The 21,390-nt window shown below is 61.2% G+C and carries 12 protein-coding genes and 3 pseudogenes; 1 reads left to right on the forward strand and 14 read right to left on the reverse strand.

What is annotated here, in order from left to right:
• Nucleotides 1-20: 20 nt before the first annotated feature.
• From JYG32_RS25585 to tssF, 13 genes and pseudogenes are all read right to left on the reverse strand, one after another.
• Complete coding sequence (locus JYG32_RS25585; RefSeq protein ID WP_213265461.1) at nt 21-1,979, reverse strand: arylsulfatase; 1,959 nt, start codon at nt 1,977-1,979, stop codon at nt 21-23.
• A gap of 147 nt (nt 1,980-2,126) precedes the next feature.
• On the reverse strand, nt 2,127-2,846 hold the full coding sequence (locus tag JYG32_RS25590) for an SDR family oxidoreductase (protein ID WP_213265462.1): 720 nt from the start codon (nt 2,844-2,846) through the stop codon (nt 2,127-2,129).
• Between the two features lie 157 nt (nt 2,847-3,003).
• Nucleotides 3,004-3,876: a DMT family transporter gene (locus JYG32_RS25595; RefSeq protein WP_213265463.1), complete on the reverse strand. Its 873-nt coding sequence runs from the start codon at nt 3,874-3,876 to the stop codon at nt 3,004-3,006.
• A gap of 1,542 nt (nt 3,877-5,418) precedes the next feature.
• The gene (locus tag JYG32_RS25600; RefSeq protein ID WP_213265464.1) at nt 5,419-5,943 is read right to left on the reverse strand and encodes an SMI1/KNR4 family protein; all 525 of its coding nucleotides are present in this window, start codon (nt 5,941-5,943) and stop codon (nt 5,419-5,421) included.
• Nucleotides 5,944-6,108: 165 nt separating this feature from the next.
• Nucleotides 6,109-6,534 carry an NTF2 fold immunity protein gene (locus JYG32_RS25605; RefSeq protein ID WP_213265465.1) on the reverse strand — a complete coding sequence of 142 codons (426 nt, stop codon included), beginning with the start codon at nt 6,532-6,534 and terminating at the stop codon, nt 6,109-6,111.
• Nucleotides 6,524-7,665 (reverse strand): annotated as a pseudogene (locus JYG32_RS39495) (RHS repeat-associated core domain-containing protein); the annotation flags it as partial. The pseudogene JYG32_RS39495 and the gene JYG32_RS25605, both read right to left, overlap by 11 nt.
• 61 nt (nt 7,666-7,726) lie before the next feature.
• The gene (locus tag JYG32_RS25615; RefSeq protein WP_249744642.1) at nt 7,727-8,161 is read right to left on the reverse strand and encodes a hypothetical protein; all 435 of its coding nucleotides are present in this window, start codon (nt 8,159-8,161) and stop codon (nt 7,727-7,729) included.
• 329 nt (nt 8,162-8,490) lie between these two features.
• A pseudogene (locus JYG32_RS25620) lies at nt 8,491-12,351 on the reverse strand (RHS repeat-associated core domain-containing protein); the annotation flags it as partial.
• A 24-nt stretch (nt 12,352-12,375) separates the two neighbouring features.
• Complete coding sequence (locus tag JYG32_RS25625; RefSeq protein WP_213265468.1) at nt 12,376-12,834, reverse strand: DcrB-related protein; 459 nt, start codon at nt 12,832-12,834, stop codon at nt 12,376-12,378.
• 65 nt (nt 12,835-12,899) lie between these two features.
• Entirely contained in the window at nt 12,900-13,343 is a 444-nt protein-coding gene (locus JYG32_RS25630) for a hypothetical protein (protein ID WP_213265469.1), read from the reverse strand.
• A gap of 15 nt (nt 13,344-13,358) precedes the next feature.
• The gene (locus JYG32_RS25635) at nt 13,359-14,228 is read right to left on the reverse strand and encodes an ankyrin repeat domain-containing protein (RefSeq protein WP_213265470.1); all 870 of its coding nucleotides are present in this window, start codon (nt 14,226-14,228) and stop codon (nt 13,359-13,361) included.
• Entirely contained in the window at nt 14,228-17,227 is a 3,000-nt protein-coding gene (locus JYG32_RS25640; RefSeq protein WP_213265471.1) for a type VI secretion system Vgr family protein, read from the reverse strand. Before JYG32_RS25640 ends, JYG32_RS25635 begins: the two co-directional genes overlap by 1 nt.
• Before the next feature lie 151 nt (nt 17,228-17,378).
• Complete coding sequence (gene tssF / locus JYG32_RS25645; RefSeq protein ID WP_213265472.1) at nt 17,379-19,259, reverse strand: type VI secretion system baseplate subunit TssF; 1,881 nt, start codon at nt 19,257-19,259, stop codon at nt 17,379-17,381.
• A 233-nt stretch (nt 19,260-19,492) separates the two neighbouring features.
• Here tssF and JYG32_RS39095 point away from each other — a divergent pair.
• A pseudogene (locus JYG32_RS39095) lies at nt 19,493-19,672 on the forward strand (NAD(P)-dependent alcohol dehydrogenase); the annotation flags it as partial.
• 503 nt (nt 19,673-20,175) lie between these two features.
• Here JYG32_RS39095 and JYG32_RS25650 read toward each other — a convergent pair.
• Nucleotides 20,176-21,360, reverse strand: a complete 1,185-nt coding sequence (locus tag JYG32_RS25650; RefSeq protein ID WP_213265473.1) for a porin — start codon at nt 21,358-21,360, stop codon at nt 20,176-20,178.
• Between the last annotated feature and the right edge of the window lie 30 nt (nt 21,361-21,390).

Consider the following 21,390-nt stretch of genomic DNA (forward strand, 5'->3'; position numbering starts at 1 on the left):
AAACGACAGGTCTGGGGCGCTCAGTAATAACCGCGCGGACGCAGCGGCTCGACGCCGCCAACGTTGCTCATGTAGGCCTTCCACTGGTCGACGAGCGTGCCGATCACCGACGGGTTCTGCGCCGACACGTCGGTCGTCTCGCCGCGATCCGACGCGAGGTCGTACAACTGCCAGTGCCCGTCGAGCGGCCCGAGCGGCGGCTCCGTCCACAACGCCTTCCAGCGGCCATCGCCACTGCGCAGGTACGCGCGACCGTAGGCTTCATCGCCGAACGGCGCCGTGTGCACCTCGCCCGTCGCCGTCCCGGTGAGCACCGGCAACAGCGACTGGCCCGTGACCGGATATACGTAGCGGTTGTTGTAGATCACCTTGCCCTTGTTCTGGTCGACGCCCGTCAGCGTGTTGACGAGCGGCGGCGCCGGCTGCAACGGCGGCGTGACGCCCGCGACCGCGAGGAACGTCGCCGTGTTATCGGTCACGTGCGTGAACGCGCGCAGCGTCGGCAACTGCTGCGACTGGCCCGGCAGGCGCACGATCGTCGGCGTCGACACACCGCCTTCGGCCGAATAACCCTTCGTGAGCCGGAACGGCGACGCACTCACTTCGGCCCAGCGCAGCCCGTACTGCAGGCGCTGCGCGTTCTGCTTGCCGTTGTCGGTGCCGAGCGCCGAATAGGTCGGCTCCTGCCCGTTCGCGGTATCGGTCGCCGTCGGGTCCGCGCCGGAATCGATCGGCCAGCCTTCCGCGCCGTTGTCCGACTGGAACATGATGAACGTGTTGTCGTATTCGCCGATGTCCTTCAGGTGCTGGATCAGCAGGCCGACGTTGTAGTCGAGGTTCTCGACCATCCCTGCGTAGATCTCCATGTAGCGCGCCTGCGCCTTGCGCTCGGCCGGCGACAGGCTCGACCACAGCTTGTCGACCTTGCCGGGGCCGTAGTCGTTGTAGCCGTCCGCGGCCGAATGCACCGCACTGATGTATTTCGCGCTCGCGGTGCCGTTGTTCGCGGTCGCGGGCGACGCCGCCGTCGTTTCAGGCAGGCCGTCGAACGGCTTGAAGTCGGCGGGAATCAGGCCGAGCGCTTTCTGCCGCGCGATCCGCGCATTGCGGATCGCGTCGTAGCCGGCGTCATACACGCCCGCGTACTTGTGCAGCCACGGATCGGGCACCTGCAGCGGCCAGTGCGGCGACGTGTATGCCGCATACGCGAAGAACGGCTTGCCGTCGCGCTGGTTCGAATCGATGTACGAGATCAGCTTCTGCGTATAGAAATCCGTCGAATAGAACACGGCCGGGCTGCCGCCCGCGCCGCCCGGCTGCCCGGGCTGGCCAGGCTGCACGTAACGGCCGTCTTCCGTGTAGTTCGACGAGCCGGCCGGCTCGTGCGCGAAGTGGTTGGTCGCCGCGCCGCCGAGCAGCACGTAGCTGCGCTCGAAACCCCACTGGTCGGGCGTCTGTCCGCTGCCCGTCGCACTGCCGACGATCCCCGAGCCGATGTGCCACTTGCCCGCGATATACGTGTGATAGCCGGCGTCCTTCAGCAGTTGCGCGAACGACAGCGCGCGATCGTTCAGGTAGCCCTCGTAGCCGGGCAGCCCGCGCCGCTCGTCGGTCGGCACGCCCATCGTGCCTTCGCCGACGAGATGGTGATCGGTGCCGGACACCAGCATCGCGCGCGTGATCGCGCAGACGGTGCCCGTGTGATGATTCGACAGGATGCGGCCCGACGCGACGAGCGCGTCGAGGTTCGGCGTGTTGATCTCGCCGCCGAATGCATGGATGTCGGAATAGCCGAGATCGTCGACCATGATGTACAGGATGTTCGGGCGTTTTGCGGCCTGCGGCGGTGTCGTGTCGGCCTGCGGAGGCGGCGTATCGCTGTCGACGCCGCCGCACGATGCGAGCGACAGCGCGCCGGCGATCGCGGCGCAGACGACACGGAAACGGAAAGCATGCAACGGCGACGCGGACTTTTTCATTTTGTCGAACGCTCGATCTACGGGATCGGCGATCTTAGCGTCGCGCGCGCGGCGCCCAAAGTCGGATTCGTCACATGCTAACGGAGCGCGGGAATATGCGATGCGGGCCCGATGCAGGCCGATTGGCGCGACCCGCGCCGCGATGCGTCAGCTCCGCCCGCCGAGGCTGCCGCCGCCGTCCACGGCCAGCACCTGCCCCGTGACAAAACCGGCTTCGTCGGACAGGAAGAACGCGATCGCGGCCGCCACGTCGTCGGGCGTGCCGAGCCGGCGCGCGGGAATCGTCGCGAGCACCTTGCGTTCGGCTTCGCTGCCGACCGGCCGCGTCTGGCGAAACAGTTCCGTCTCGATCGGGCCCGGCGCAACCGCGTTGACGGTCACGCCATGCTCGGCGAGTTCGAGCGCCCACGTGCGCGTACAGCCGACGAGCGCGCTCTTCGCGGCCGAGTACGCGGTGCGATCGAGGCTGCCGAAAATCGCGCGGCTGCAGATGTTGACGATGCGCCCGTGACCGCGCGCCTTCATCGCGTCCGCAAAATGCTGCGTGACCTGGATCGCGGCCCGCACGTTGAGATCGAACACGGCCTGCAGCGACCGGAAATCGATCTTCCCGAGCGGCTGCGGCAACGCGATGCCCGCGTTGTTGACGATGCCGTCGACGTCGTATTGCTCGCCGATGCATGCAAGGATTGCCGCCGTCTGTTCGATGTCGGCGAGATCGCATGCGAGCAATTCGCCGGGGAAGTCGATGTCCTGCGTGTGCCGCGCGAGGCCGATGACGCGATGGCCGCGCTGCGCCAGAAGTGTGCTGACCGCGAAGCCGATGCCGCGCGATGCGCCCGTGACGAGATAGGTGCGGGATGACATGATTCGTGCCTTTGTGGAAGGAATCGAAGAAGTCGCGATGCGTACGCAGCCACGCGGCGCATGCGCGTTCCGGACGATTGTGCATCGGGCCGGAAAAACGCGTACGGTCGCCGGCACTCGCGTCGTTCAGCCGCTCCGCCCGGATGCGGTGCGCGCTTCAGTAACGCATCACGAGAAACAAGCCGGCCGCCGCGAGCGCCATGCCGGGCCATGCGAGCATGCCAATCGTCTCGCCGAGCGCCACCAACGCGATCAGCGCGGTCGCGGGCGGAATCAGGAAGAACAGCGCCGACACGCGTGACGCTTCGCCGTATCGCACCATCGCGAGCAGCAGCGAGATCGCGATCAGCGAATTGCAGATCACGAGGTACGCGAGCGAACCCGCGAGGCCGGCGGTCCAATGCACGTGCATCGGTTCGAGCGCGAACGCGAGCGGTGCCGTGACGGCAAGGCCGACCGCGTATTGCACGAGGTTCGCGGTGACCGGATGAACGTCGGTGCCGAAGCGCTTTTCCCACAGCGTGCCGCCGGTGATGCACGCGAGCGCGAGCAGCGCGAACGCCAGCGCCCACGGTGACGCAACGTCGACCGACGAGCGTGCGAGGATCACGAGCACCGCGCCCGCAGCGCCAAGCGCGAGCCCGATCCAGCGCAGCACGCCGACGCGCTCGCCGGCGATCATCGGTGCGAGCAACCCGACGAGAATCGGCTGCTGCGACGTGACGAGCGCGACGGCGCCGGCCGACATGCCGCGCTTCAGGCTCAGGTACGTAAACGCGAAATAGCCGGCCTGCAGAAACAGGCCGACGACGACGAGGTTGCGCCATTCGCGCCGCGTGCGCGGCAACGCGGGGCGCAGCCACAGCAACAGGCCGGCGAGCAACGCGACGACGCACGCATAGCGCAGCGCGAGGAACGTGAGCGGATCGGCATAGCGCAAGCCGAGCTTCAGGAACACGAAGCCGCTTGCCCACAGCAGCAGGAACAGTGCGGGTGCGATGCGCAACCAGCCGGGTTGCCGCGTGGTCATCGGGGAATCGATCACGGTCAAGCGCCCTCGCGTTGCATCGTCGGATGGCCGCCTGCCCCACTCGCGCCGGGGCCGCGTGCGAGCCAAGACGGTACCCACCACTTTCGACTGGAAATCGGCCATGAACCAGTTTGCCATTCTGTTTGGCGAGCGATTTATGCAGGTGCGCGGATAACAAGTTGTTCAACCGCCTCGCCCACAAAAATGCGGAGAGGTTCCAGGTTGAAGCGCCAGATTTTACATGCACGAAAAGGAAGGTTTCCCCCTTATCGAGACTCATTTCCGGACCGCTTCATGTCTCCGCTTGCGGCGCGTCTTTTCGGTTGTCGTGATGCTGATGAAATAACACCGAGCACACCAGTGGCCACGTCGAATCGTATTCGGCGTGGCAAACCATCGATGGCCCTGGGCACATTCCCACTCGAGTCTGGTTGCGCTGTTCACATAGGTCGCCGAGACACACTTCCCACCGCGCTCGACCGCGATGCTGTTCATCAGCTCAAGCCCAAGCTTGACCGCGTCGCGGCTGCATACAGGGCACCAATGCCCCCGAACAATTGCTCCTGAAGCAGCCTCCCAGCGATGGCCGTGTTCGCACTCCCATTTCAGTCGCGTCGCCGTGTTTCGGTATGTATCGGATAAGCAACAACCGCCAAGCTCAGTCGCCAGCTGGTGCATGCGTGCGATCCCAAACCGCATCGCCTCACGCTGACACTCCGGGCACCAAGCTCCACGAAAAATTCTCGCGCCGAGCGTTTCCCACTCGTGGCCCGCGCCACACCGGAACCGATAGTAGGCCTTGCTGCCCTCGTAGACCTTCGAAAGACAAACGCCACCATGGCTCATTGCTCGTTGACGTAACCGCGACAACCCGTCCTTGTAACGATATGCGCGGACCTTCTCTTCATCCGAGCAAATGCGACACCAGGCGCCACGCACGACCTCGGTACCGGCGGTTTCCCATTCGTGCCCTGCTGCGCATCGGAAACGATACCGCTCCGTCAATTTCGTGTAGCTCGTCGACAAGCACTTACCGCCTCTCGTTCTCGCAGCGGCTCGCATGCGCGTCATCCCATCCGGATCCGCCATGCGTTTCGAATGTTGCGCCCTCGCGCAAAGCACGCACCAAGAGCCCTTTCGCAAATTCTCGGCAGTCTTCGCGAAAACGTGACCTGCCCTGCATACGAACTGGAGGGGTGCGCCGCGGCCAGCATAAAGTTCCGAGAGACAGCGCCCGCCGGCATGGTGCGCGAGTTGACGGATCTGACGAAGAGCCTCGTTATCGCGACACGCTGGGCACTGGACCATCGTATAGAACAGATAGGAGCCGCATCGGCTCGATTCGTGTCCCTCACGACATCGAAATCGATACTGCGCGTGCCAACCCTTCCATTCTGGCTCCAGCAACTTCAGTCCATATGGGCGAAGTGCCTGGCGCATTCGTTTCAGCTGATCGACCGACAACGTTGCAGCTCCGCGTGATTGCTCTCGTATACCCAACTGCAACTATGGCACTGCCAAATCAGCCGTGACATTCGTCTCTTAGCCGGGCCAGTCATCGAGGGGGACGAACTGCATGTGCTTTGTTCCAGCGACGATCATATCCAGAAATACCGAGAATCCATCTGCTACATAGTAAAGGTTGCCACATTCGGCCACCTCCGCGATATCCGGCTTGGCAGTGTCGTTCGCATGCAGATGCGTTCTATCCCAATAAAGAACTTTGTGAACATCATCGAACTTCGCAAGTGCGTAGTAATTGCCCCCCGGATCATCTCCGATCACAAAGAACTCATTCAGGAATCCAACCTCATCTCTGCCTCGTTCATTTTGCTCGATTAAATCAAAGTTACCGCCACTCGCATCAAGCCCAAATAACGACGCAAAAGAAATCATCCCATTATCGACACCCGAAAAGTCGAGATCCAGATAATCAGCACCACTGATAAACAAGCCATTCCACTTTCTCAATAAATTCGCACATTCCGCGGGAATACCGAATCCAATCCGCGATTCCAATTTAGCGAACAACGGCTCTGCAGGCTTTACTCCGTACAAAACTGGCACATTACCATCCTCAACACGACGGTTGATTCTAATATACCGCAGCACCATACGTGATTAAATCGCCACGAAACCGGACAGGGAGTTGCCCATCCAAATCTCACGCACATGAAGAGATGCGCCGATTCTCACAACGCTCGACCTTGGCAACGAGATCACGCAGCATAGTTACAGCACTGAACGCTGCCATTTATCTTTATAATTAAAAAATTCCTTTTTCTTGATTTTCCATTCACCATCCTTGTTTTTCATGGTGAATCGAAATAATGTCAACAAACCTACCGTCTGATGGATGGTAAAAATGAGCTCATCGCCGTTTTCCTCCACATTATCCTCAACGTCAGTCTCAGGGTCATACGTTGGCGGATCCGAGCAACCCAGATCAATTAAACGACCTCGATTTGTTTTATCTTGGAAGGCCCATTTCTCCAAAATGCCAGAAAGATCCTCCCGTGCGCGATCATCAATTGCCGTTACATCGAGCCCACCTTCCAAATCACCACGCTTCTGCCGATAAAAATTCCTTTCCCATTGCTTCATTTCCAACACAAACGATCGCAATGCACTTCGTGCTTCCTCAAAATTATCGATCATCGCATTCAACCTTTAATTTTTTGAAAATATCGCCCATGACTTTTTGCGCATTTTGGAATACGTCATAGATTATCTGCGTTGGGCGAGTCCCACCGTTACCGTAGATAAATTGTATGTCCACATCAGCTGAGCCAACTCTCTTCACATATGCAGCGACTCGTCCCTCGAAATCCCTGAACAACCCGCGGTTGATACCTGGCAACTGAGGGAATACACCATCTTTCCCGCCGCTGCCACCGAGGAGTTTTCCTAGAATGTGGCCGGCGTCGTCTGTCGGATACCCCAACAATCTTGCCCACGCACGAGACGACGCGTTCGTGGTCGTTCCGGTGCCGAGATCCTTGGCGGTAATTGTTGCTGTTGCACGCAAAGGCTGACCGGCAGCGCCGCGGGAGACCGCAGGTGTAACACACCATCCCCACGGGTCATCCAGCCGGTTGGATTCGACGCGTATTGATACAGATTGACACCGCCCAGCAACCCGATCGGATCCTGGTTGATGAACCGCCCCACATCCGGATCATAGAACCGGAAAGTGTTGTAGTGCAGGCCCGTACTATCGTCGGCATATTGCCCGGCGTAGCGCAGCGGCTGGTCCGTGCGCGCCGCAGTCAGTTGCCGACTGCTTGGCTCGACCTTGCCCCACGCCGTGTATTGTCCAGTCCACGCCAGTTCGCCCGCCTCGTCGGTCACTTCCAGCGGCGCCCCCACCAGATCCGTATGGAAGTGATAGATCCGTGCGGCGCGCTTCGCCGTGTCGATCGCGGCGGCCGCTAGTGCCTCCGCGATTACCGCGTCGACACGCGCCGCAGGCGTGTAAGGTGCTTCCGGACTGTACACATAGCTGCTCACCCCAGTCTCGCGCACTTCCTGAGCGAGTCGCAGCCCCTCCCACACGAACCGTTTCGTCTCGCTGCGCAGTTTCACGCCGCGCACATCGAAAGTGGTATCGGTCTTCGCAATGCGTCGTCCGAGCGAATCGTATGCAAAGTGCGTTTCGGCAACGCCACGCACGTCCTGCGTATGAACAACAATCAGCCGGTCCTGCCCGTCGTAAGTGAAGCGCTGCGTCTGGTTTGCTCCACGAAGCTTCGTCGCCAGATTGCCGAATGGATCGTACTCGAAGCGAACCTTACGGATCGGACGATTCGCCGTCACATGACCGTCTAGCGCGCCAATGAATAACGATCGCTCATTTTATCCATTTCATATATTTATCAGGATCTGCGCGAATCGCGTCCTTTGTTCTAGAAACCATTTCCGCAACACCACTTGAGTCGCTATTGTATCTATCAAACGTTGATTTAACGCCACACTCAATAAAATTGAGGGCGTAATCCATCTGATCTAAAAATGATTCAAATTGCTTGTATGGAATATGAAGCACAAACTCCACCCGCTTCTTTTTTGCGAGAGTTGTTGGCCCCTTAACGGAAAGAATATCTGATTTTTTTGTTGCAGAAATTATAAAAACAACAGAAAAATCATCCCCAGAAAATAGTTTTACATAGTGAGCAAAGCTTCCTTCGAGGCTGTTGATACCCTCATTCAACTCGGCCAAAACAGTGTTGGTGAAATCAAAGGAGACACCAACCTCTGGATATATCTGCCCAAAGCTAATTTTCATTGTCAACACCCACTCTTTGGTTTGTAGCTTTTCCGGTTTCCCTCTGGAACTTCGCCAGTTGTCCGGAAGTGTTCATCAAGTCTGGCTGTTTCTGCGGCTTTTGCTGCGGAAGTGGTTGGGTGACCCTCTTCCAAAACTGTGCCCTTTACGCTCTCATCACCATAAATTTCTTGAAGTTTTCTCACTTGTTGATGCAAACGAGTCGGAAGACCGGAACTCTGTGTAACGCGATCAAGATCGGCTTTTCCATATTTGTACAAATCGCCATTGATTTCTATTTTATAGATCCCAAAATTTCCCGATGCATCATTGGTATTTAAGTTGATCCACCCCAATGGATCGATCCACGAGATTGAATTCGGCGCGTATTGATACAGATTGACACCGCCCAGCAACCCGATCGGATCCTGGTTGATGAACCGCCCCACATCCGGATCATAGAACCGGAAAGTGTTGTAGTGCAGGCCCGTACTATCATCGGCATACTGCCCAGCATAGCGCAGCGGCTGATCCGTGCGCGCCGCAGTCAGTTGCCGACTGCTTGGCTCGACCTTGCCCCACGCCGTGTATTGTCCAGTCCACGCCAGTTCGCCCGCCTCGTCGGTCACTTCCAGCGGCGCCCCCACCAGATCCGTATGGAAGTGATAGATCCGTGCGGCGCGCTTCGCCGTGTCGATCGCGGCGGCCGCTAGTGCCTCCGCGATTACCGCGTCGACACGCGCCGCAGGCGAGTAAGGGGCGTCCGGACTGTACACATAGCTGCTCACCCCAGTCTCGCGCACTTCCTGAGCGAGTCGCAGCCCCTCCCACACGAACCATTTCGTCTCGCTGCGCAGTTTCACGCCGCGCACATCGAAAGTGGTATCGGTCTTCGCAATGCGTCGTCCGAGCGAATCGTATGCAAAGTGCGTTTCGGCAACGCCACGCACGTCCTGCGTATGAACAACAATCAGCCGGTCCTGCCCGTCGTAAGTGAAGCGCTGCGTCTGGTTTGCTCCACGAAGCTTCGTCGCCAGATTGCCGAATGGATCGTACTCGAAGCGCAGGTCCTGCCACATCCGCAGGCGGTTGCCTTCAACGTATCCGCGACTCCTGCGCTGCGCGTCGTCGAGCAGGTTGCCGGCGGCGTCCCACGCAAATTCCTCGAGCTGCCGATCCATGGTGTTGACGCGACGTGTCAGCTGTCCGACCGGATCGTAGCTGTACTGCGTGCTGCCGCGCAGGCTGTCGCTGGTCTCGATCAGTTCGCCGGCGGCGTCGTACCCGTAGTTACGCCACAACTGGCCACGTCCTCGACCGAGCGCCTCGGGTTGAAAGCCAGCGGACTGCCAGACCTTCCGGCCGAGTGGATCGTAGGCAGAACGCTGAGTCAGTCGCCCCTGTGTTCGCGCGATCTCGCGATGCAAATCGTCACGCTCGAAGTCGCTCACCACCTGATCACCGCAGCGGATCTGGTGAACGTGACCGGAGCCGTAACGCAGCATCTGTAGTGTCTGATCGTTAGGCAGCGCGAGCGATGTCACGTTGTCGAGTTCATCAAGCTCATATTCAACGTCGCCGTTCGCACCGTGCTCGGCGACAAGGCGGCCAACCTTGTCGTATTCGAAACGCACAATGTCCGGCGCGATACCGAGTGCTATACCAGCCGACGTCGGCGTACGCTCGACCTTCACCAGCTGGTCACTCTTGTTACGCTCGTAACGTGTAACTTCGGTCGGCGTATGCTGGACCTTCAGATTACCCATCCGGTCGCGTTCGAATCGGATCGTGCGGATCGGACGATCCACCGTCGCATGACTGTCCGGCGAGCCCACGATGTCCAGAGCCAGCAATTCGCCAGCTTCTCCATACTCGAATCGCCGCTGGACACCGTCCGGCCTCGTTTCGGTCAACAGGCGGCCGCCGGCGCTGTACGTGAACGCATAGCGTGCGTGGTCCTGCTGGAGTTCGCGCAGGCGCCCCTCGGCGTCATAGCGATAGCGGGTCCGTCGCCCGGCAGGATTGATCGCCTCGACGAGTTGGCCGCGTGCATTGCGCAGCGACTGCTGTATCCGTCCGCCGAGGTCGACATGCCGCACGACGAGCCCGGCCGCATCGTAATCGAAGGTCTCCGTGCTGCCGTCGGGATACGTTATACGGCGCGGCTCGCCAGTCGGGCGCACGTCATACGTGACTCGCTGCCCCAGCGCGTTCTCGCGCGCTAGCGGTAGCCCAAACACATCGAAACTGGTACGCGTGGTTTTACTCGAGCAGTCCGTATAGGCAACCAACTCCCCGAGGCGATTCCACTCCAGCGTCTTGCGTCCGCCACGCGCGTCGATATGCGCGATCGGCAGCGCGGTCAGTCCCTTCGGATACTCGTAGCGATTCTCGCGGCCAAGCGGATCCTGACTCGACAGCAGCCGGCCTTGCGGATCGTATTCGGCACGCCAGGCCCCACCGTCTGCCCCGACAACTTCCACGGGCCGCATGCTGTTGCCGTCATAACGGGTGCGGGTCGTGCGGCCGAGCGGATCCGTCTCGGCGACAATCCGGCCTGCGTCGTCGTACTCGAACGCTGCCGTGCGCTCGCCCGGCAGCATCAGCATCACCGGCATGCCAGCGTCGTTGTACTTGATCCTGTAAAAGCCGCCGTCGAGGTCGGTGTACTCGACAATCTGGAATTGCGCGTCGAAGCGCCAGTGTGCGGTGCGGCCATCGGCGTGCCGAACACGCGTCTGCCGACCTTCGACGTCGTATTCGAACGCCCAGTCCTCGCCCTCGCTGGTGCGCGTCGCGACGACGCGCGGCTGCCCTTCGATCGTCGACCATGCGTAGCTCGACGTGAAGCCCAGCGCGTTGGTATGGCTCGCCATCAGGCCGTCGGCGTACGCGAACTGGCGCACAACCGCCCCATTTGCATCCGTCACCAACGCCAGCTGGCCGTTCTCGTCGTATCCATAAGCGACGGCCAGCCGGCGCTCATCGCCATGAACGAGCGTGAGCGTGCTAAGGCGCCCGTGTTCCTGCTCATAATCGAGCACGGCTTGCAGCCCGCCGCACGTCAGAATCTCGCTGACGCGCCCACGGCTGTCGCGCTCAAACTGGTACCACTGCCCCGCCTGATCCTCGATGCGGCGCACCCAGGCGATACGGCCGGAGTCCGGTTCGTATCGACCGAAGTCGTAATACGTCTCGCCAAGGTCATGCAGGATATAGCGCCCGTCCGGCGTACAGGTCAGGTACCGCTGCTCGGCCTCGCTGAACGCCGCTTGTCCGGCATGCAGCAACGGAAATCCACTCTCGCGCCCTTGCGCGTCGGTGTACCAGAGGCGCCCGTCGCGGGCGTGTAAACGAAGCTCCCACGGCAACACCCACCCACGACCAAGCGTCCCCGCGTAGTCGATGCTGCTCGAATAGAACCGCTTGATCGCGACCGGCATCGGGCTCGGGATCTCGTAGTCGGTTTCCGATTCGGCCAGCAGGATCTTTCGTCCGGTCGTGACGTCGACCGGATTGCCGAACATCCCGCCGATCGCCTTGTTGATAGCTGGCCCGGCGACGTAGCGCCCAAAGGCTTCGCCAAGCACGAACCCGCCGATGAATTTCGCTGCACACGGCAATACGGCGCGCGACAAGCCACCGGCCTGCTTCAACAGCCCGCCCAACCCGCCGACCAGACCCGCCAGCACGAACGCCCATTCCGTCGCGGTCCGTAGCCAAGGCGGCACTTCGTCATCAACCGGCAGGTACGTCTGCGTGCCGCCGTGAAAGAACGTGTCGTGTGAACCATCGGCGATCGTGGCGCCGCAGGTAATCTTGTCGTCCTTGCGCGCCGCAGGCCGCCCGTTGATGAAGATGTTCGTCGAGCCTTGCGCAACGAGCGGGACGGGATTGTGCTTGCTGCACGCCACGCCGCTCAGCGTCGCATAGGCCGCCGACATGGAGTTGACGTAGACGTCCGGCGAACCGGTAACGATGTTGCCGGATTGCGAGCTGAACATCTTGCCGATCGACTCTCCTAACGATAGGAGCACCTGGGCGCCGAGACCGGCCGCCATGCCCGCCAGCAATGCCACGCCGAATCCGCACGTGAACGTGGCGAATGCCACTGCGGCGATCAAGGCGATGCCCAACACGGCCCCGACCAGAAAACCTGCGAGCGCACTGGTGTGGTCGATCGGGTCAGTAACTCGTGCGGCTTCGTACACGATGAGTGTCCTTTGCGGTTGTTGTTATGCCGACTCTTGTTCGGCTGGACGGTAGCCGTCGAGCCAGTTCCGCCACAATGCGTCGAGCGTTTCGCCGAAGCTCTTTGCACTCGACGCGGTAAAGATCAGCACGCGCCCCGGCGCGACGATGAATGCCGCTTGCCGTTGAAAGACCGTCTTCGGGCCGCTCCGATAGGCCGCGTCGATACGTTCGCCCGGCATGCCATCCGTCTCAGGCCCAAGTCGTTCCGCTTGACGAGAAAGCAGCCGATGCCCCTGTAACCGGGATTTGAGCAACGCGATCTGGCGATCGATGTACGGTGCCAGAGTTTCTCCGTCCTTGAGCCAATCGCGCGCAACGCTGAGGTTCGGTTGTGCGGCCGTATCGGACGGCACAAAGAGATTGGTCGTGCGATCCTCGAAACCGTCCGGCAGAATGATGCTGCCTTCGTGAATCCGGATACGGTTTTCGGAATCCGTCATGCTGGTTCTCTCGAAATACTTGGAAGTTGGAAGTTGTCGAAATCAGCGTCCGCGCCCGCCCAAACTCATTCGCCCGGCAGCGCAGCGGCGGTTTCCCGACGCAAGCGCAAGCTGCCCAACAGCAATGCGAGCTGCGCGATGCACCACGCGTAAAACGCAATCCCGAAGCTGGAAATCGGTGTCGCGTCTGCTTCGTTGAAATACCACTTCGACGTGAGCAGCGAACACAGTGCGCATGCGAGCGCCGCAGCCGAAAACAGGCTGGCGCGGGCATATCGGTTCCGGGCGAGCTGAATGATCGCAACCACGTAGAGCGGATTGGCGAGCCATGCGGGATTGAGCATGAGCAGGCCCCACCAGCCCTGAACGAGAACCGACATCCCGCTAAGCGGCGCTTCCTTCTCGAAATACATCGCTGGCAGCATCAGGGAGAGGATGTACAGCACCCCGGACACCCCAAGGACGGCCTCTCGCCTGACACGCGGCGCCCAATCAAAAGCGCTCATCATTTCCGGAGTGCGTGCTCAATCCGTCTGGCCGGCCGGCGTCACGACTTTCTCACCGCGCGCGCGCATCGCTGCGCGTTGCGCCTTCGGATCGAGCGGCGGCCAGGGCGCGCCGGCCGTGACAATCTTGCGGCGGATCTCTTCGATGCGCGTCCGCGCGGGAGAATCCGCAGTTGTGTGGTTCTTCAACTCGTTCTGCAGCACCCACCCGTACGAAACGCCAAGCTGGCTGGCGACCTTCGGATCCGCGCCGTGCGCAAGCAGATAGTCGACGATGTCCCACTGCTGAATCATCGTCGCCTCGAAGATCGCCGTCTTGCCAAGCGAATCTCGGGCATTCACGTTCGCCTTATGCTCGATCAGCAGCTTCAGTTGGGGCAGCAGCCTGTTCTCGGCCACCGCGAAAATCATCGGCGTGTCGCCGTTGTATAGCCAGTTGGGATCGAGCCCGCCGTTCAGCAGCACACGAAGGAGATTCGGCGTATCGGCCCGCAACGCGACATCGGCCACCGAGCCGCCGCTGGCGCCCACCGGCGCCTTGGGATCCGCCCCGCTCTTCAGGAGCACCGAAATGATCTGGTAGCGCGGATTCGACGCATCGTTCTTGACCGGGACGATTTCCTGAACAGCATACGACAGCAGCGTCGTATTCTTCGCGCCTGGCGCATTCAGGTCCGTCTTCGATGCGAGCTGCTGAACGCGGGTGAGATCCCCGTCATGAATGGCCTGAGCCAACGTGAGTTGCTGCCCCGAAAAGAAATCTTCCGGTGCGTAACGTTTGAAGCCAGTCATGTTCGTCCCTTGGGCTTGAGTGGGCCACCAGAGCGGCGACGTCACTCCAACGAGTGCGGCAATCGCGCCGGCGGCTATTGCTTTCTTGTATCGCATCAGTGAGAGGAATTCAGTTGGGAGACGAGGTCGAGTTGATCCTTCGCGACCTGCTGGTTGATCCCGTTCGTCACGTCACCCATCAGGTGGCGTCCGACCGTGGTCACGCTCTCGCCGTCGAGCGTGACGGGGCTGCCGACCGCTTTGGGCATAAGCTGCGCGGTACCGTCGCTGATCGGACCGAGTCGACCTTCCTGCAGACCCGTCAGGATGTCGCCATCGACCCGGTATGCCGTGACGTTGGCCGCCTGAGCAGTCCCGCCGTATTGCGCAACAGTCTCCGGATTGAGGCCCGCTGCATTGAAGGTTACTGCTGAACCGCCGCTGGCCTGGGCTGCCGCGGACGCCAGCCCTCCACCCAGCGAGTGCCCGGTGAAATCGACGCCGGACGACGCACCGGCGGATTCGAGGTCCTTGCCGATCGTGACAGCATTGCGGTAGTACGGCGCATCCGCGCCAAGCCCTTGCGCCATGTTGTTGGTCATGTCCTCGCCGAAGAGCTGCTGCGTCCCCTTGAACGCGACCGTCGGCTTCATGCTGTCGCCGAAGACTTTCGGATCGGGGATATACATTTGCGAACCGAAATTGCTGCCGGTTTTCTCGAAATCGCTCGGTTTCAGGCCGAATGCCTTGAGCGCTTCCGGATCGCTGCTGGCCATCTTCCATCCGGTCGGCGGCGGATCGTTCGGGTGATAGACGTGATCGGCAAGTTTCGCCAGTTGCTGTGCTTTCAGTGAACTCGCCAGTTTGGCTGCGGCCGCGCGAGTCGCGGGATCGGGACTCGCCAGCCCCTTCGCGATGGTTGCTTGCTCGGCCGCCCACTCAAGCGCGAGGGCTTGTTCGGCTGACTGCGCACTGCCCCGATTCAGATGGATGACCGGTCCGTCGAGATAGATGCCGTTCGCATTGATGACGATCGTCGAGGGGCCGAAGGTCAGCTTGATACTGTCCGGCGTCATCGTCACGACGCCTTCTCCGACCCGATGCTCGATACCGTCGCTTGCCTGATGGCTCTGCATGCCCGGCCCGGCTTTGCTCGCGATGGCCTTCGTGTTGATGACGTTCGCCGTGGTGTCGCGAGTCAGCGCGATGGTTTCCTTCAACCCGCCTTGCGCGATCTGCTTCGTCTCGCTGCCTTTGAGCAGCGAAACGGTACGTGCGCCGGCTTCGACCGTGTGTGTTTCCGCATCCTTGATGACCGTGTTCATGTCCTTCTGCGCGTGCAGAAAGACTTCTTGCGAACCGTTCACGTCAGAAAACCGCAGCTCGTTAGAGCCCGCACCCTTGTGCGTCTGGCTCTTGATCCCCATCGTCTGCCCGGCGGCGCCGTGGTACGGATTGCCCTGCTCACCGTTGTAGACGCGGCCCACGATGACCGGGTTATCGGGGTCTCCCTGATTAAACGCGACCAAGACCTCTTGATTGATCCGCGGGATCGCGGCCGCGCCCCAGCCGTCGCCCGCCCACGGCTGGGACACACGGATCCACATCGAATCCGAGCCATCCATCTTGCCGCGGCGATCCCACAGGAAGTGCACCTTCACGGCACTCCCGTTGGTGTGGATTTCTTCGCCCTTTGGGCCGACCACAATCGCCGACTGCGTGCCGTGAATGACGGGCTTCGGCGTATTTCGGGGCGCGCGGTAAGGAATCTTCTTCGGGAGCAGTGCGAATGTATTGCGGTACGGCAGTTTTGCGCTGTGCTGCGTGTAGTCGTTCACGGCCTCGTGACGCACGTGCAGAATGGCGTATTCCTGATTGTTCGCCATGACGGGATGGTTCGTCACCGTCACACTGCCCGCGGACGTCATCCGCCACGCGTAACCGCCGCCCGTAAAGCGATGTGCGCTCGCTTCTTCCGCCTGCATCGCAATACGCGCATAACGATCGCCATCATCGCCGTGATCGTACAGCGACTGGTGCTCGAAACGCTCCGTTGTGTCGAGTCCCGCATGCCGGAGATTCTCCGGTTCGGCCTGCGCCAGCATCAGCGGCGACGAGGGGTTCTGGTGATTGAAGTCGCGAAAGGCGATCTTGCCGACGCCAAAGCGTCGCCCTTCGTGCAACTGGTCGATGCCGCTATCTTCGCTCGCCGCGGTGGCGGCGTACGGCAGATTGGCCAGGCCGTCGATCGAACGGAAGACGAAATTCGTGTCGCCGATGACAAGGATGTGCTTGTCTTTCTCGTAGCGGTGCGTCCAGATCAGTCCTTCCTGCTCCATCAGCCGTGCGCAAAAATTGAAGTACGACTCCTGGTACATCACCACGTACTCAAGCGGCTTCTGCGCGGTCCGGATGTCGAACTCGAAATCGGTGAACCCGTGGTCCTGGAAGATCTCGCCGAGAATCTCCCGCACGGTCTTGTTCTGGAAAATCCGGCAATCGGTCGAGCGCGTCAGAAACCAGAACCAGGGCGCCACCGTCATTTGGTACTGGGTCACCTGACCGGGGTTGCCGGCCCGGTCGAACGAGGTGACGTAGCCGTCGAAATAGCGAATGCTGTCGGCACCACCTGACGAAACGATGCGTTCCAGCGTCGACTGCCGCGCGCTCTGGTCGAGCCGAATCTTGATCGGTTGACCGATCAGGTGGTCGGGTGTCAGATCGTGCTGGTGCGACAGCAAATCGAGATGGATCTCCGGCAACCGGTTCACGTGTTCATCGATAACCGCGGTGCTGACCAGCAGCACGTCCGGACCAAGCGGCGAGTCGATCGTCACGTATCGGTTCAACTGCGTCAGGCGAGCAACGCCGCCTGTAGCATTGTTAAGCGCGTCCGCGATAGCGGCGGGCGTCTTGTTCATCAATGAGAAGCCGGTCTGCGCAAGCTGGACAGCACGTTGCACGGTGTCGAGATGACTGGCGAGGCCAGCGAGCGGGCCAATCTGGCCGGCCACTGTGGACGCAACCGGCCCGGCAAGGCCACCAAGCGCGCTCAGCGAGCCCAACAGATTCCCGCCGGAACCGGCCGGAATACCGCCATTCGGGGCGAAACTCATTTCAATTCCCTTTATTCTCGTCTCAGGTTCTGTCCCCAACTGGCTGACCAGCGCGAGGCCCCGCTACTGTAGGACAAAACGTTTGCGAACGAAAGATGCCTGAAATACTCCTTTGCAATTTCCTTTCGCACGCACTCGGCCAGGTCGTTTATCAAGCAAGTGGCTGGCAGCCCGGGCAGGGTTCGCCGTGTCGCAACACCGCGCCCGTAACGGCCGAAAACAACACGATTTGCACGAAGCTTGTAACCGGCACATAGGGCGTAAAAAGTCGCTCCATCACGCGACCCAACCCATCAAGACTGAACTGCAGAAAGCGCTGCTCGTCGATCACGAGTCGAATCTCCAGCCCTTGTACAAAAGCAGAAGCGGGCTTGCCGGGCATCCAACGTCGCACGCGGGCGGTCGACAGAGACACCAGGGCATCGAAGCGCCGCCCGGCGTCGGGCGCAAACATCGCGAAACGGGTACACAGCCGCTTGAATTGAGCGAGGCCATCGGCGTTCAGCCGTATCGCCTGTGGAACCAGCCAAGACAGCAGTTCCCAAAGCTCCCCGCGACGAAAAGCCGGCGCTGGACTTGCACTCGGCGGAGCCAGCAGCACAATCTCGTCAGCGGAGTCCCCATCCCGTAGCGCCAGCCTCCGCTCACGCATGCCAGCCAGATTGCCATTCGTGCAAGACAAGGTAATGTCGAGTTGGCGCCGCCCGGCGGGGTCGACGGGTTGACCGTTGGCGCTCACAAGCGCGAGCTCCAAGCCGCGGAGCACATCGCGGTTCACCGCGGCCGCCCGTTCGTGCGGCGCCTCCTGACCAGGCTTGGGTGGTTCGGCGGCGCCTTTCGGCGCGCGTCGGGACTCGTCGCGCAAAATGATCCAGTACAGTCCAGGCGCGGCCCCAAGCGCGTGCTGGAGCGACTCGAACGGCGGCAGAATCGCGGCGCCCTCGGCGGTCGTTACGCGCACCTGGTCAACCGACCAAACTTCCGTCGTAACCGCTGTTTTGAGCGAAAACGGCTTAAGCGCGTAGTACGCCAGCCCGGCCTTCGTTTCGATCGGTTCGGCGTTGCTTGAGAACAGGTTGACCACCGGCGTGCAGAATAGCCGGAGATTGTCGGCCGAGGCTGCAACCAGGCGCTGGGCGCGATGCGAATCGGGATGGATGCCGGTAAGCGCCAAATGCAGTGTGATCCGCCGGGCACCTGCCGCCATCCGCTTCAACCGCGCCAGGTTCAGGTCGAGGCAGTCAAACCTGGGCGGAAATGCGCCGTACTCCATCAGCAGATGAAACGGTGCAATTGACCCGTCGTGAGGCATCGGGAGCAACGCGTCGGTGTCGCTGTAACCTGCGGCCACAAGGGGCATGTCCACACGGCTCCAGCGCCCACTGCCATCAAGCTCAACGAACGCACGGGCCGCATGCAGCAGCACGCCATCGGCAAGCGCTGCGACGACCTCCCTCTCGCCGGTCAAATGCAGGCGCAGCCTGTCCGGTGCGGTCGCGAACTGGGCCGACGGCGACGTGAGTTCGAGGGTGAAGGATAGGAGGCCAGTAGTGTCGGGCGGCAGGGTCGCCTGCATCGGCGCGACGGCCGAAGTCGTGTAACGCACAGCCGAGACAGCTAGCGGCACCAGCGTGACGTCGGTCGCGGTACAAAACACCTGCCGGGAATTCGGCGCTACCAGTCGCGTGCCGCGCGGAATCACACGGGGTTCGGTTTGCTTGCCTTCCCGGTTCCCGTGAAAGTGCGCAATTGCACAGGACGGAAACGGTCGCAAAAACACTCCATGCGCCGTATTGATCAGCGCGTGAGTAAATTCCGGTACTTCGTCCTCGAGGCGGATGTCGTGCTGGGCGGACATCAACGCGAACGATTGCAGCAGCCGTTCGACGTGGGGGTCATCCGAATGCTCACCTGCCATCGCAAGGCGAGCCGCGATTTTCGGGTAATGCTGAGTGAACGCGCGCATCGAACGGCGCAGCAGCCCCAACTCGCGCTCAAAATGCGGTAGAAGATCCTCGGGTTCGATGGCCATACACTTTCCGAATGGTCACGCCGATCAGATAATCGGTACCGTGCTCAAGAGATAGAGGGGGCGATTTTAACCGGACGTCAGCCACCCATATCTCGATTTCATCGAGTCAGACGCAGAACAAAAAATGGCCCCCCATCGGGTCGGCCGAAATAGCTCCGGCGAATGAGAGGCCCGCCAAAACCTGAGAGGTCTTTATTATGCAATATGCGGAGGAACAATGCGGAAAGGAGCCCCCCAGCTGGATCGACGGGCCGCCCGCGCCCCAGAAAGTCTCTGGTTCGCCCGGCGCGCAATTCGACTGTGTGCTGGCCGAACACTGCGTATCCGACGAACTGGCGCTGGTCGTGACCGCCGCGCATCTCGACTACAACGAAGCAGCGACGCTTTCGTGCGCGGGCATCACCGCATGGAACACACCAGCATTTCGGGAAGGTCGGGATTCGCGTCGCGCAATAATCGATGAAAACGGCGGCCGGCCGCCGTCTTTCCGGCAAGCTCCGATCGCAGCAGGAATGCCCATTACTGGACACCCCTCGCACAGATCCCGGCGTGCCCAACTCGGGCACCGGGCTCCTACCTCGAGTATTTGACGGCGAAACGCCGCTCCGGCCACGGGTGAAGGATTCGAGGTTGGGGGGAACCACGCATTCGCGATCCGCTCGACTCGCGTCCACGTCATGTGATCCTTCTGGCGGCGACGCCGAAGCGTCCGCCGCCAGAGATCAACGACGTGGTAACGGAACGCGCCGAGTGCTTGCGAGTTCGTCGGGACCGCGTGGTACGCAAAGTACCCGCGAACCATCTGCCCGAGCCATTTCCCTTGCACGGGAATCGGTTCGTGCATGCGCCGCCGTAGTTCCTCCTTGATCTGCCTGGGCCTCGCCCGCATGCGATCACTGCAGGTCTTCCGGCACACTCAGAACCGGTGCCGGATCCCCGCATGCACCATCAACTGCTTCGATGTCGACGACAGATCGGCCGCACCCGGGATATACGCCTGATCGAGCGACGAGCCGGTCGCGTCTCCCGCGATTCGCTGATACGCGCCCATCAGATACACATCCGTGCGCTTCGACAGGTTGTAGTCGGCCATCAGCCCGACCGAATGGATCTTCGGCTTCGCGGCGCCGGTCGTCGCGTCGTAGCGCACCGTCGTGTACACGTATTGCGCGCCGACGAACAACGCCGGCGTGAACTGGTACTTGCCGTTCACTTCGAAGTTCTGATACTTGATCGACGTCACCGTGCCGCCCGCGAGCGGCCCGGTCACCGGCTCGATCGTTTCGTCGCCGAACAGGTAACCGACGTTCGCGGTCGGCCGCACGACGTTGCTGTTCGTGTACGCGAACCCGACCGTCGCGGGCCCTGCGGTGTAGTTGATGCCCGCCCCGAAGATCCTCAGCCGCGCCGACGCAAAATTCGCGTCAGCGCCGACCGACCCGGAACCCGCGATCGCGCCGCCCGACGTCGCGCCCGGGTTGTCCGCGTTCAGGAACGCCGCGCCGACGAGCAGGCCGCCCTGCTCGTACTGCGCGCCGACGCTCCATACCCGGTTGTTCGCGAAGCCCGTTTCGCTGCTGAAGCTGTACGTGCCGCCGAACGAGAATCCGGAGAAATCCGGGCTCGCATACTTCACGGTATTGTTCGTGCGGAACGTGTTGCCGGTGTTGTCGTTGTCGAGCGGATGCGAGAACGGATAGACCCCCCAGCTCCCGTTCGCGGTCGTCGGCGCGAGATAGTCGACGACCGAATCGTATTGCCGACCGAGCGTCAGCGTGCCGAAGCGCGTGCTGCCGAGCCCGACGTAGGCCTGACGCCCGAACATTCGGCCACCCTGCGCAAGCGTGCCGTTGTTCACGTTGAAGCCGTTCTCGATCTGGAACAGCGCGCTGTAGCCGCCGCCCAGGTCCTCGGTGCCCTTCAGCCCCCAGCGGCTACCCTGCGCGAAGCCGCTCGCCATCTGCCACGCACTGTGCCCGCCGACGTTGTTCGTATAGTCGATTCCCGCATCGACGAGGCCATAGAGCGTGACGCTGCCTTGCGCGAACGCGGGCACTGCGCACAGCGCCGGAATCGCGACAAAAATAGATCTCCAGTTCATCCGTATTCCTTATTTATTTATGATCGATCG

It is taken from the genome of Burkholderia pyrrocinia (assembly GCF_018417535.1).
Classification (GTDB): Bacteria; Pseudomonadota; Gammaproteobacteria; order Burkholderiales; family Burkholderiaceae; genus Burkholderia; species Burkholderia pyrrocinia_E.

Bases quoted from the DNA above. Each gene is read 5' to 3' on its own strand.
- JYG32_RS25585 (WP_213265461.1), bottom strand. From the start codon at position 1,979: ATGAAAAAGTCCGCGTCGCCGTTGCATGCTTTCCGTTTCCGTGTCGTC.
- JYG32_RS25590 (WP_213265462.1), bottom strand. From the start codon at position 2,846: ATGTCATCCCGCACCTATCTCGTCACGGGCGCATCGCGCGGCATCGGC.
- JYG32_RS25595 (WP_213265463.1), bottom strand. From the start codon at position 3,876: ATGACCACGCGGCAACCCGGCTGGTTGCGCATCGCACCCGCACTGTTC.
- JYG32_RS25605 (WP_213265465.1), bottom strand. From the start codon at position 6,534: ATGATCGATAATTTTGAGGAAGCACGAAGTGCATTGCGATCGTTTGTG.
- JYG32_RS25615 (WP_249744642.1), bottom strand. From the start codon at position 8,161: ATGAAAATTAGCTTTGGGCAGATATATCCAGAGGTTGGTGTCTCCTTT.
- JYG32_RS25625 (WP_213265468.1), bottom strand. From the start codon at position 12,834: ATGACGGATTCCGAAAACCGTATCCGGATTCACGAAGGCAGCATCATT.
- JYG32_RS25630 (WP_213265469.1), bottom strand. From the start codon at position 13,343: ATGATGAGCGCTTTTGATTGGGCGCCGCGTGTCAGGCGAGAGGCCGTC.
- JYG32_RS25635 (WP_213265470.1), bottom strand. From the start codon at position 14,228: ATGCGATACAAGAAAGCAATAGCCGCCGGCGCGATTGCCGCACTCGTT.
- JYG32_RS25640 (WP_213265471.1), bottom strand. From the start codon at position 17,227: ATGAGTTTCGCCCCGAATGGCGGTATTCCGGCCGGTTCCGGCGGGAAT.
- tssF (WP_213265472.1), bottom strand. From the start codon at position 19,259: ATGGCCATCGAACCCGAGGATCTTCTACCGCATTTTGAGCGCGAGTTG.
- JYG32_RS25650 (WP_213265473.1), bottom strand. From the start codon at position 21,360: ATGAACTGGAGATCTATTTTTGTCGCGATTCCGGCGCTGTGCGCAGTG.